This is a genomic window from Microbulbifer marinus (assembly GCF_900107725.1).
Lineage (GTDB): Bacteria > Pseudomonadota > Gammaproteobacteria > Pseudomonadales > Cellvibrionaceae > Microbulbifer > Microbulbifer marinus.
Genome location: NZ_FNQO01000001.1, coordinates 812,173 through 824,552 on the forward strand (window position 1 = coordinate 812,173; position 12,380 = coordinate 824,552).

7 protein-coding genes are annotated in these 12,380 nt (G+C 57.2%); 5 read left to right on the forward strand and 2 right to left on the reverse strand.

Features of this window, described 5'->3' with window-relative positions; genetic code table 11:
• Positions 1 to 88: 88 nt before the first annotated feature.
• Positions 89 to 1,642, reverse strand: coding sequence for an arylsulfatase (locus BLW36_RS03540; RefSeq protein ID WP_170833102.1), 1,554 nt, complete (start codon positions 1,640 to 1,642; stop codon positions 89 to 91).
• 81 nt (positions 1,643 to 1,723) lie between these two features.
• Entirely contained in the window at positions 1,724 to 2,749 is a 1,026-nt protein-coding gene (locus BLW36_RS03545; protein WP_091385224.1) for an HAD family hydrolase, read from the reverse strand.
• Positions 2,750 to 3,147: 398 nt separating this feature from the next.
• On the opposite strand from BLW36_RS03545, the gene BLW36_RS03550 reads away from it, so the two are divergent.
• From BLW36_RS03550 to BLW36_RS03575, 5 genes are all read left to right on the forward strand, one after another.
• Positions 3,148 to 5,448, forward strand: a complete 2,301-nt coding sequence (locus BLW36_RS03550; protein WP_244506115.1) for a tetratricopeptide repeat protein — start codon at positions 3,148 to 3,150, stop codon at positions 5,446 to 5,448.
• A gap of 110 nt (positions 5,449 to 5,558) precedes the next feature.
• Positions 5,559 to 7,505, forward strand: a complete 1,947-nt coding sequence (locus tag BLW36_RS03555; RefSeq protein ID WP_091385228.1) for a DUF3604 domain-containing protein — start codon at positions 5,559 to 5,561, stop codon at positions 7,503 to 7,505.
• A gap of 360 nt (positions 7,506 to 7,865) precedes the next feature.
• Entirely contained in the window at positions 7,866 to 8,876 is a 1,011-nt protein-coding gene (locus tag BLW36_RS03560) for an AraC family transcriptional regulator (RefSeq protein WP_170833103.1), read from the forward strand.
• 156 nt (positions 8,877 to 9,032) lie between these two features.
• Complete coding sequence (locus BLW36_RS03565; protein WP_091385232.1) at positions 9,033 to 10,538, forward strand: flavin-containing monooxygenase; 1,506 nt, start codon at positions 9,033 to 9,035, stop codon at positions 10,536 to 10,538.
• 1,327 nt (positions 10,539 to 11,865) lie between these two features.
• Positions 11,866 to 12,375: a hypothetical protein gene (locus tag BLW36_RS03575; RefSeq protein ID WP_091385236.1), complete on the forward strand. Its 510-nt coding sequence runs from the start codon at positions 11,866 to 11,868 to the stop codon at positions 12,373 to 12,375.
• The last annotated feature ends 5 nt before the right edge of the window (positions 12,376 to 12,380 follow it).

Consider the following 12,380-nt stretch of genomic DNA (forward strand, 5'->3'; position numbering starts at 1 on the left):
TAAAAAGGCCTGTGCCGTTTCCGGCACAGGCCTTTGCGTTTGATTACCAGCCGTATTTCAGCCGATATTGACTCTGATAGCACCCCTCTTAGTTACTGCCGCCAGCGCCAGCCTCCAACTGCTTCTGAATTTTCTCCAGATTAAACGAGCCCGGAGTCTGGCTAGGCGGGTAATCTTTCATCGTCTGCAAGAACTCCCCGGCCATCTTCTGTAGAGGCACCAGTACGAAGGCCCGCTCGAGCAGCCAGTCGTAATAGGTGTTGGCATTGTGCTGGGCGCGCTCGAAAGGATCGCGGCGCAGGTTGAAGATCAACGGCACCCGCAGTTCGGTGAAGGGTTCCATCCATACACCAAAGGCTTTTCCCCGGTTCTCCAGGAACACCGCCTTCCACGCGTCGTAACGCATCGCCACAATCTGGCCGTCGTCATTGACGTAGATAAATTCATGCCGGGGTGACTTATCCGTATTGCCACTAAAGTATTCCAGCATGTTGTAGCCGTCGATATAGTTGCGATACTTGCGACCGTTCAGCCGCACACCGTTCAGCAGTTGTTTCTTGATATCGGCATTGCCACCCACTGCCGCGAGCGTCGGCAACCAGTCCTCGTGCGAGACGACTCCATTCAACGTCTTGCCCGCAGGGAACTTGCCCGGCCAGCGGACGAAGGCCGGCACGCGGTAAGCACCTTCCCAGTTCGAATTCTTCTCGCTGCGGAACGGTGTGGTCCCAGCATCGGGCCAGGTATTGAAGTGCGGCCCGTTGTCGGTGGAGTAGAAGACGATGGTGTTGTCTGCAATGTCGAGTTTATCCAGTGTATCCAGCAGTTTACCCACATGCTGGTCGTGCTCCACCATGCCATCCTGATATACGTTGCTGTTAGGTCCGGCGAGATTCTTGTGCTCCTCGCGTACATGGGTGCGGAAGTGCATCCGGGTCGCATTCCACCAGACGAAGAAAGGTTTTCCGTCATTGTGGGCTCGCTCGATAAAATCGATCGCGGCGTTCACGGTTTCGTCGTCGATGGTTTCCATGCGTTTCTTGGTCAATGGACCGGTATCTTCGATAGCCCCACCAGCTTTAGAGCGGATCACGCCGCGCGGACCAAAATTCTTGCGAAATTCCGGATCTTTCGGATAGTCCCGATTCTCCGGCTCCTCCTCCGCGTTCAGGTGGTAGAGGTTGCCGAAGAACTCATCAAAACCGTGGTTGGTCGGCAGGTGCTCGTCGCGGTCGCCCTGGTGATTCTTGCCGAACTGGCCGGTGACATAGCCGAGGCTCTTCATTACCGTGGCAATAGTCACGTCGGATTCCTGCCAACCCTCCTTGGCGCCGGGAAGACCGACTTTGGTCATGCCCGTCCTCACCGGTACGTTGCCGCCGAGGAAGGCCGCGCGTCCGGCAGTACAGGACTGCTGGCCGTAGTAGTCGGTGAACGACAACCCCTCCTTGGCGATGCGGTCGATGTTCGGGGTCTGGTAGCCCATCAGGCCGCGGCTGTTGAAGCTGATATTGGTGATGCCGATATCGTCGCCCCAGATCACGAGAATATTGGGCTTTTCCTGCGCCTGTACGGCGCCGTGGTAAAACAGCAGTAGTGATAATGGGACGAGCAGCAACCCGCGCAGTGAGGACAAATACATCATTTCCTCCCGGAATCCAGCCTGCCCCGGATACGGCCTTCCGGGAGTAGCAGGCGGGCTCCCGGGAAACTTCAAAAAATCCTATTGTCGAGGTGTGCCCTGTCGATCACCCCAGGGGAATATCACCTTCCAGTCGTTCTTCATATCGACGACCGTCCAACCCTCTTTCGATGCAACATCGAGGGCCTTGTTGAGCTGACCGACATGGGACTTGCGATCGTAGGACCACTCGCGCTCCGCATCGGTGTGGTGGAGCAGCAAGCCGAAACGCGGCCCACGGCCGGCGGTGGTCCACTGCAGCATCTCGAAATCCCCATCGGAATTACCGGACGCGAAGATGGGACGGCGGCCGATATTCTGGTAGATGCCGACAGGCTTACCAGCCTTATCGTCGATCAAATCGACCTCGGGAAGCTTGACGATAGCCGGTTTGTCACCGCGCATTTCGTACTTGGCTTTTAGGCTGCTACCGACAACCTGCTCGGGGGGAATGCCATAAGTCGTTTCCGCGAATGCACGCAGAAAATCGATGCCGCCACCAGAAACGATAAACGTCTTGTAGCCATTTGCCCTCAGGTAACTCAATAGTTCCAGCATCGGCTGGTAGATCATCTCGGTGTAGGGTTTGCTGGTTTCCGGATGCCGCGCCGTGGCCAGCCACTTCTTCACGCTTTGCTGGAACTCTTCTCCGGTCATCCCGGAATGGGTTGCAGCAACCAACTGCATCAGGGCCGGTTTGCCGCCTTCGAGTGCCTTCTTGGGATCGCCATTCAATATCGAGGCAAACGGCTCCTGCTGTTTCCACTCCGGGTGCTGTGGGGCGAGCTCCTTAACCTTGTCGATCACATAGAGCAGTTGGAAATAGATCGGCTTCTCGGCCCAAAGGTTGCCGTCATTGTCAAACGTAGCAATGCGCTGTTCGGGTGGCACGAAGTCGGAGGCCCCTTCCTTCGTCGTCTTTTCTACGAAAGAGATAATGGCCTGCTTGGTCTCGCCATCATTCCAAGACGGCAGTGGATCCGCGGCCTGCGCGGCACCAAAGCTCGTGAGCCCGGCAAGGGCGAACCCCAGGGCGAGAACGGTACGTAGCAAGCGCCAAGACTTCATGGTTACAACTCTAATTCGATTGCCGCACGGACGAAGGCGCCACCGGTCCGTGGCACTTAATTTCACCATAGACTGATTTCTGAAAACTGCGTGCCAGAACTGGGATAGGAACCTGACAGTCACCAGAATCAGCCGCATGCCGGCACCACACTACTGATTGAAGTCACGATTATGTGGAAGCTGGCCTGAACCGCGAAAGGCTGGCAGCCGCTACGGCAGGCAGATCTTCACGCCAATTCTCATCCACAGGGACCAGATCCGGCGCCAGTCCGAAAGTGACTGGGCTAACCTTGGATCAAATAAGACGCCACGTCGCCAGACGTGACCACAGGCTCAATAACGAATGCGCCGCAGCGCATCGGCTGCCACGCGCCGCCATGGCACCACCCGGAATGCATATGCCGACACTCACCAGGTTTCTGCTGTTCACACTGCTGCTCGCCGGTTGTGACAAAAACAACCTGCCCGATCAACAGCAGCGTGTGAAGGCGGGGACCGACGCCGTCGCTTCGCTGCAACAGGGCTCTGTCGCTAACCGGGACACGACCAGCACCGACAGCAAGCCGTCCGCCGGATATGTCGGTAGCAAGCAATGCGCATCCTGCCACCAGCAGGAGTTCCAGTCCTGGCGCGGCTCCCACCACGATATGGCCATGAAAGAGGCCAGTGACAGCACTGTCGCGGGCGATTTCAACGATACGCAGTTCGATTATTACGGCACCGTGTCCCTCTTCTTTAAAAAGGACGGCAGATTCTTCGTGCGCACCGATGGCCAGGACGGCGAACTGCACGATTTCCCGGTCGCCTACACCTTTGGCGTCTTTCCCCTGCAGCAGTACCTGGTTGAGTTTCCCAATGGCAAGCTGCAGGCACTGAGTATCGCCTGGGACAGCCGCAGCAAAGCCGAAGGCGGCCAGCGCTGGTTCCATCTGTACCCAAACGAACAGATCAAACCCGGGGACCCGTTGCACTGGACCGGTATCAACCAGAACTGGAATTTCATGTGCGCCGACTGCCACTCCACCAACCTGCAGAAGAACTACGATCTCGGCAACCAGACCTACGACACTGCCTGGTCCGAGATCAATGTCGCCTGTGAGGCCTGCCACGGCCCGGGCTCCAACCACGTGCAGTGGGCAAATCGCCCTGCGCCCGACATCGCCGACAAGGGCCTTGCGGTCTCCTACGCCGGGCGCAGCAAGGCCGCCTGGGCCATGGATGCCGAGAGCGGTATCGCGCGTCTCACTCAGGCCGCCGACACACCAACAGAAATAGAGACCTGCGCCCAGTGCCACTCACGCCGCTCGACCGCGTTCCCCGGTGCCGAGGCGGGAGGTCGCCTGCTGGACCACTTCAATCTGTCACTGCTTGCAGAACCGCTCTATCACGCCGACGGCCAGATCAACGACGAGGTGTACGTCTACGGTTCCTTTCTGCAGAGCAAGATGCACGCGGCCGGCGTGACCTGCAGCAATTGCCACGAGCCGCACAGCCTGCAACTGCGGGTGGCGGGCAACGGCCTGTGTGGCCAGTGCCACCTGCCGGCAAAATTCGACACTGCCGAGCACCACTTCCACCCCGCCGACAGCTCGGGCGCACAGTGTGTCAGCTGTCATATGCCGGCCAAGACGTATATGCAGGTGGACGCGCGCCGCGACCACAGTTTCCGCATTCCGCGCCCGGATCTGTCGAACAAACTGCAAACACCCAATGCCTGCACCGGCTGCCATACAGAGAAAGCGAATGCTTGGGCCACCGCAGTATTGCAAGACAAGTTCGGCGCGCCCCCGCAGAAGCACTATGGCGAGGCACTATACGCCGGCCGCCACGGTCTGCCCGGTGCCGAGAGCAGCCTGATCGGCCTGATTGCCGACGAGTCCCAGCCTGATATTGCCCGTGCGACTGCGGTGAGCCTGCTGCCGCGCTACCTGTCGCAGACTTCATTGCAAATGCTGCAGGCCATCGCCCAGGGCGATGAGCCTCTGCTCAGCCTGGGCCTGGCGCAGTCGCTGGAGTCGGTGCCGGAACAGATCCGCCCGGCACTGGGTATTCCGCTGCTCTATGAAGATGATCGCGTCACCTCGGCCCTGGCTGCCAATGCACTGTTCAGCCTGCCACAGCACAATTATCCAGACGCAGTTCGACAGCAACTCGCCGGTGCACTCAGGGATTACCTGGCCTCGGAAACATTCAATGGCGACCGGCCGGAGTCGCTGACCAATCTGGCGGGACTGCACGCCCAGCGCGGCAATCCACAACAGGCGGAGGCCTTTTACCGGCGGGCGTTGGCTATCGCGCCCTACTACACGCCAGCCTATATCAACCTGTCAGAGCTGTTCCGCACGGCAGGGCGGGAACAGGACGCCGAGGCGCTGCTGCGTGACGCACTCGAAGACGTCTACGACAAGGCGCCCATTTGGCATTCACTGGCGCTGTCCCTTATTCGCCAGCAGCGCAAAGCGGAGGCACTGAACTACCTGCGCCGGGCCGCCGAGAGTTCCAACAGCAGCGCCCGCTTCATTTATGTGTATGCCATAGCGCTCAACTCGGCAGGCAATAGCGCCGCCGCGCTGGCCGCGCTGGAGCGGGGCCGGCAGCGCTTTCCCGGCAGCCGGGAAATCCTTTCGGCCCTCGCCTCCATCAATCGGGAAACTGGCGACCTGCAGACCGCAAACAAATACGAAAAGATGCTGCGCTGAATTCCACCCGCAATCGGCGTCGCGCCCCGGCTTTGGCCGTTCTCTTCCCGCTGAATAACTACGCTTAACGCTAACGGTTGCCATCGGGCACTTTGTCTGCGGGGTTATCCATGCGCCAGTTCAGCCAGTTATTGCTACTCTCACTCCTGCTCGCCGCCTGCGGTGGCGACCGCAACCAACAGCAGCCAGAAAAAGATTCGACGGCGCCAGCACAAACCGATGAGTTAACTGCTACCGAGACGGTTACCAGGAATGGCACCGGTACAGGAACGGCAAGGGAAATGGTGGCGGAGGAAGACGCCGGCGATACTGCCGGGGAAATTGCCGACAACGTCTATTTCGGCAACTTCCACGTCCACACCAGCTACTCGTTCGATGCCGTGACCAATGGGGCCACCACAACACCGGCAGACGCCTACCGCTGGGCCAAGGGAGAGGCCATTTCCGCCGGCGTACTGGGCGGCGAACTGCGTATCAGTCAACCACTGGACTTTTACGCCGTCTCCGACCACGCCGAATATCTCGGTGTGTTCAAGAAAATGTACGACCCCGACAGCCCGGCGAGCAAGCTGCCGCTCGCCAAGGAAATCACTTCCAAAGATCCCAAGGTGGCCTTCGACGCCTATGCCCGGGTACTGGACTCTATGCAACCAGGCCAATCGGATCCGGCCCTTTCAGACCCCACAATCACCAAGCCCATCTGGCAGGAAATTGTCGAGACGGCCGACAAGTTCTACGAGCCCGGCAAGTTCACCACCTTCCCGGCGTTTGAGTGGACCTCAAACCCCGACAAACTAAATCTGCACCGCGTGGTGGTATTCCGCACCTCCGAGGGCGTTCCGGATATGCCCTATTCCGCCCTGGATTCTGAAGACCCGCGCGACCTGTGGAAATGGATGGGAGCTGTCCGTAAAGGTGGCGCGACATTGTTCGCAATACCGCACAACGGTAACGCCAGTGATGGGCTGATGTTCCCTATCGAAATCGACGGCAAACCCCTAACTGCCGAATATATCGAGGCGCGCGTCAGCAATGAGCCTGTGTACGAGGTATCGCAGATCAAGGGCACCTCGGAAACCTTCCCCAGCCTGTCGCCGAACGACGAATTCGCCGATTTTGAGATCTGGGATTACATCCTCTCTTCCACGAAAGTCGAACGTCCGAAAAACAAGAAAGGCGGCTACGCGCGCCAGGCCTATCTCGATGGCCTGTCCATTGCGGCCAACGGCAAGCAGAACCCCTATGTGTTTGGCCTGATCGGCGATTCCGACACACACAATTCAGCATCTGCAGTCGAAGAGGACAATTACACCGGCAAATTCGGAATCGAAGCCAGCCCGGAACACCGCCTCGACGGCCCCGTCCCCGGTGATGAAGTAAACAACCAGCGGGTACGGGAATTCAGCTCCGGCGGTCTCGCCGCGGTGTGGGCCCCGGAAAACACCCGCGAAGCCATCTGGGACGCCGTCAAGCGCAAGGAAACCTACGCGACCTCAGGCTCGCGGATGAAAGTGCGCTTCTTCGGTGGCTGGGACTACGACGACCAGAGCATGCAGGGCGACTGGGCCAAAGCGGCCTACGCCGGCGGCGTGCCCATGGGCGGCAAGTTGAAGCCGGGCGGCGCCGGCAAGAAGCCGGTATTCCTGGTGCAGGCGATGAAGGACGGCGCGGGAGCCAATCTCGATCGCATCCAGATCATCAAGGGCTGGGTCGATGAAGACGGCGTGCAGCATCAGCAGATTTTCAATGTCGCCCTGTCTGACGACCGCAAGCCCGGCACCGACGGCAAGGTTGAGCCGGTCGGCAATACCGTCAACATCAAAAAGGCGACCTATACCAATACGATCGGCGCGGCTCAGCTTTCCGCTGTCTGGACGGACGAAGACTTCGACCCGGAGCAACACGCCTTCTACTACGCCCGCGTCATTGAGATCCCGACACCGCGTTGGTCCACCTACGACGCCATGCGCGTCGGGCGCAAGCCGCGCGACGACCTGCCGGTATCAATTCAGGAGCGCGCCTGGACGTCGCCGATCTGGTATACCCCGGCAGACTGAACAAGACACTCATAGGGGCAGGTCAGGTCTGTAGCCGGCAACGGCATCCGTCCGGTTTCCGGACATCTGGATTCCGGCCTTTGCCGGAATGACGGATCAATGGGAACATCCCAGCCCCCGGCTAGTCATACCAGCGGAGGCCGGTATTCAGTATGGGGGGGCCGGATTGCGACTAGCCGGCAACTAATAACTGGAACCTGTACGGCCGGCCATTGACCGCGGCAAATGCCGGAGGTTTTACCACGCTCCATCACTTTTTATGCGTCGCTCTCCACTACCGTGGCACATCAGTACGATCAGGATTGCCCACAACGATTTGCGCAACAGTCTAATTGGGCCCTGTCCTATCCTTATCGAATCATGAATACACTGATTCGCTCCACAGCCCTGATGGGGTATATCGAGCTGGTGCAGGAAATGGGTGGCGACCCCGAGGCACTGCTGCGCCGATTTTTGATCGACCCGGAAAAGGTTCGTACGCATGAGGGAGTGATCTCTCACGGAGCCATGATAAACCTGCTCGAGGAAACGGCCAGGGTGCTGGGCCGCCCCGACTTTGGACTGCGACTCTCGTACAAGCAGGACCTTATGGTGCTGGGACCGCTGGCGGTCATCGCACTGAATGCACCGACAGTCGGTCGTGCACTTGAGCAGATCATCCGCTACATGCATTACTACGCACCCGGTGTGTTGATGGAACTGCACTGGGATGTAGAACCCGGAATCTCTCGAATGTCCTTCAATCAGGCCACCAGAATCAAAAAGATCGGGCAGATCATGGATCTCACCCTCGGTGTGGCAGACAACTCATTGAAAATGCTCTATGACAAAAGCTTTCGGGCAGAGAGAGTGCTGATTAGAGGCGATTCTCCTGTCAGCTTTCGCGATTATTTTGTCCGCTTTGACGCGCCCATTTTTAAAGAACAGCAGTATTACGCTCTGATGTTGAAAACCGTGGTACTCGAAAAACCGATCCATCAATCCGATCCAAATATTCACGATATGCTCGAGTCCTTTGTGCAGAATGCGCTGAGCGACCAGCCATTGACCATTCCTGCACAAGTGGAGCACCTGATCGCCGAGTTACTGCCGACCAATTGCTGCAACCTCAAAACCATCGCATCACAACTGGGATTCCAGCCGCGTACTCTGCAACGCCATCTGGCGTCCGCCGGCCTATCCTTCGATGAGTTTCTCGACCGCGCTCGCAGGGAGAAAACGCTGCAGTATCTGGCGGAAAGAGATATGCCGATAGCTCAGGTCGCCTGTCTGGTCGGATATGCCGATTCCACCGCTTTCAGTCGCGCCTGCAAACGCTGGTTCGGCATATCCCCGGTCAAGCGGCGACAACAGCTGTTAAGTAAGCTGTAGAAAGGGCCATCACTCCCGCCGCCGTTGTATTGCCATCCACCAACAAGCGCCCAAATAACGTGACCAGCCAGTACCCGTCCGGACTCTCCCTTCAAAAATACAGCAAAAGAGGCGACACTGCGCAGACAAGAATAAAGACGAATCAGCGAGCTCTCCATGCAGTCACAGCATTTCGACGTACTGATCATTGGCGCAGGCCTGTCCGGCATCGGTACCGCCTGCCATTTGACCCGCGAGTGTCCGGGTAAAGACTTCGCCATTCTGGAGCGGCGCGAGGAGCTGGGCGGCACCTGGGATCTGTTCCGCTACCCCGGCATCCGCTCGGATTCCGATATGTTCAGCTTCGGGTTCAGGTTCCGTCCGTGGAACGGGCTCAAAGTACTGGCCGACGGCCCCGCCATTCGACAATACATCGGTGATACGGCAGCGGAGTTCGGCGTTCGTGACAAAATTCACTTCGGTGTGGACCTGGCCGATGCCAACTGGTGTAGTGAACAACGCCGCTGGACACTACAAGCCACGGACACCAAAACCGGCGAGCCGCGCAATTACAGTTGTGATTACCTGATTTCCTGCACCGGTTACTACGACCATCACCAGGGCTATACCCCGGAGTTTCCCGGTATCGAACAGTTCACCGGCCAGTTCATCCACCCACAGCAGTGGCCGGAAGATCTGGACTATCGCGGCAAGCGGGTGGTCGTCATCGGCAGCGGCGCCACTGCCATCACACTGGTGCCGGCCCTGGCGGACGAGGCGGCCCACGTAACCATGCTCCAACGCTCACCCACCTATGTGCTGTCGATTCCGGCCTACGACAAGATCTCCGAGATCCTGCAGAAGTTCCTGCCGGAACGCTGGGTCTTCCGCATGGCCCGCTGGCGCAATATCAAGTTGCAACGCTGGATGTTCAAGGGCTCCAAGCGCTGGCCGAAGCTGATGCGCGGCCTTTATCTGCGCGGTGTGCGCAAGGGACTGGGGGAAGATTTCGATATGCGCCACTTCACCCCGGACTATATGCCCTGGGATCAGCGCCTGTGCGCGATACCGGACGACGACCTGTTTCAGGCGATCAAGTCCGGCAAGGCCTCCGTGGCCACCGATTGCATCGAAACCTTTACCGCGAAGGGCATTCGCCTGCAGTCCGGACGCGAGCTGGAAGCGGATATTGTCATCTCCGCCACCGGCCTGAAACTGCAGGTACTGGGCGGCATGACGCTGAAGCTCGATGGAGAGCCGGTCGAGATCAACCGCAAGCTGACCTACAAGGCCGTGTTGATGGAGGGTGTGCCAAATATGTCGTGGATATTCGGCTACACCAATGCGCCCTGGACCCTCAAGGCGGATATCGCGGCGCGCTATGTCTGTCGCCTGCTGAATCATATGGAGCGCAACCGCCAAAAGGTGTGCGTGGCGGTGGACCGCGAAGGCTGCGCCGAGGACTCATCGGTAATGAGCGCCTTGCAATCCGGCTATGTACAGCGCGGCAATGGCGTGCTGCCCCGCCAGGGCACCAAGTACCCGTGGCGCCTGCTGAACGATTATGAGAAGGATGCGAAAATCCTGCTCGAGTCAACACTGGAGGACGGTATCCTGCAATTCTACGGTGACGCCGAAAGAGACCGAAGCTTTTCCCTCGGCGCGCAAAGTGTCGCCAGTTGATCCTCTAAGGACTGTACCGGATCGCGTTTCCGCAACCGAGCTACACCATCTCGTAGCTCGGGCATGCGCAAGCCCGGCATCCGGCAGAAAAAAGGCACTTCCGCCCCCCTCCAGCCCCTCCCCGGCCTGCTAGGCTAAACACAGCTCTGTTCATTTTTTAGCCACTCAGATATCCCCCGCATACAAAACACATGCAGCTACCGGCTTAAAAGCGGCACCGGTAATCACGTGAGTCATCAACCAGACCGACTATTTCTTTGCACATGCGCCCTGAGTAACAATGAAGGAATCGATGACTCCCAAGCTGAGTGTGCACTTCATATTTTTGTGGACTTTTTCCACTCTCTTTTTGATTTTGTGCGCTGCACTCTTGCTTTCAACCGTATCGACATTCGTACAATTCTTTCTATCGAGCGGTTTTCTCTACAAAGAACACGAACTACCCAATACCGTTTTGAACGGCATCAGTGACCTGATAATCGCTCTTGCCATATTCGAGTTATACGTAATTTTAAAAATTAATGTTCGAGTGAAACCTCACTCGATGCAGAACCTACTCGAGGTAGCACCGAGGTTTCTCGTCATCGTAAGCGTAGCCCTGGCACTGGAAGGCCTGGTTCTGGTAATAAAACTGGTCCAGCAAGATAAAATCCTAGAACTAGCGGCACCAATAGCCTTGATCATCTGTGCTGCATTACTTCTCATTAGCCTGGGTCTATTCCTTAAAATTTGTCGACGCGAGCTACGGTCCGAGGAAGAAACAGACCGCGACACCGGCTCATCTTCATGACGTGACAGTAATCTAACATTCCGCAACTGTCAGTGGCTCTTTATTAACCGGATACCGTTTCCTCACCCATAGCCGGCATTCCCCTGAAGGCCGATCAGGATCAGGAAGCGGATATTTCCTCCCACTGTGTCTGTCGATTGCTGAATGACTTAGCATGAAACTGCAAAGCCCTGCTGACACCCGCATCGTGGATGACATCCAACACTTCCACGATGACACCCAAACCAACCTGTATTTGTCCATCGAGGCAGAAATTGCCGTCAGCCAATGCTATAAAAGTTTACCGATTCGTACCACAGCTCCGGCGGCTGCGGGCCGGCCTTTGAGCAGAGTCAGGAAACCTGTGCGCTTTCCCGCCTATCCAAGGATCTCCAGGCTGAGCTCAGCCGTATTCTGAAGTTGCGTCTGTTGCCCCGAAAGCCCGGAGAAAATTTCCGCTAAAAAGGGAAATCGTAAGGTTCTGGAGAAGCCGACGCGACAAACAACCTATATCATCACTTCTGTCGTTCGCGACACAAGAAATATAAACCGAAAAAAATGACAGAGAACCCAAAGGCAAAGATATCCACACACAGCGTGTTCGCTTGGATTTTTTCACTGCTTTTCCTGATTCTGTGCGCTGCGATATTAATATCCACCATCTCCACATTTGCACAGTTCTTTTTTTCATCCGCCATTTTCTACAGTGAGAATGAAATCCCCGAAGTCATCATCAACGCCATCAGCAATCTTATTATCGCATTGGCGATGTTCGAGCTGTACGTTGTCATCAAAATCAATATCCATGCGGAAGCGCAGCTGACCGCGCTTCACTCTCTACTGGAATCCGCGCCAAGATTTATCATCGTAGTGTGTGCGGCGCTTGCTCTCGAGGGGCTGGTGCTGGTTATTAAACTGATTCAGGACCAAAAGACTGAGGAATTACTCGCGCCAATTGCAGTGATCTTCAGTGCCGCGGCACTGCTCGTCGCACTTGGTATCTTTCTGAAAATCTGTCCGCGCAGAGTAGGTATTACTGATGCGCCGGACGACACTCGCGAGATCTAACAGTT

What these genes read in the sequence shown, in the direction of transcription:
- BLW36_RS03545 (WP_091385224.1), bottom strand. Translation starts at nt 2,749, where the DNA reads ATGAAGTCTTGGCGCTTGCTACGTACCGTTCTCGCCCTGGGGTTCGCC.
- BLW36_RS03550 (WP_244506115.1), top strand. Translation starts at nt 3,148, where the DNA reads ATGCCGACACTCACCAGGTTTCTGCTGTTCACACTGCTGCTCGCCGGT.
- BLW36_RS03565 (WP_091385232.1), top strand. Translation starts at nt 9,033, where the DNA reads ATGCAGTCACAGCATTTCGACGTACTGATCATTGGCGCAGGCCTGTCC.
- BLW36_RS03555 (WP_091385228.1), top strand. Translation starts at nt 5,559, where the DNA reads ATGCGCCAGTTCAGCCAGTTATTGCTACTCTCACTCCTGCTCGCCGCC.
- BLW36_RS03575 (WP_091385236.1), top strand. Translation starts at nt 11,866, where the DNA reads ATGACAGAGAACCCAAAGGCAAAGATATCCACACACAGCGTGTTCGCT.
- BLW36_RS03540 (WP_170833102.1), bottom strand. Translation starts at nt 1,642, where the DNA reads ATGTATTTGTCCTCACTGCGCGGGTTGCTGCTCGTCCCATTATCACTA.
- BLW36_RS03560 (WP_170833103.1), top strand. Translation starts at nt 7,866, where the DNA reads ATGAATACACTGATTCGCTCCACAGCCCTGATGGGGTATATCGAGCTG.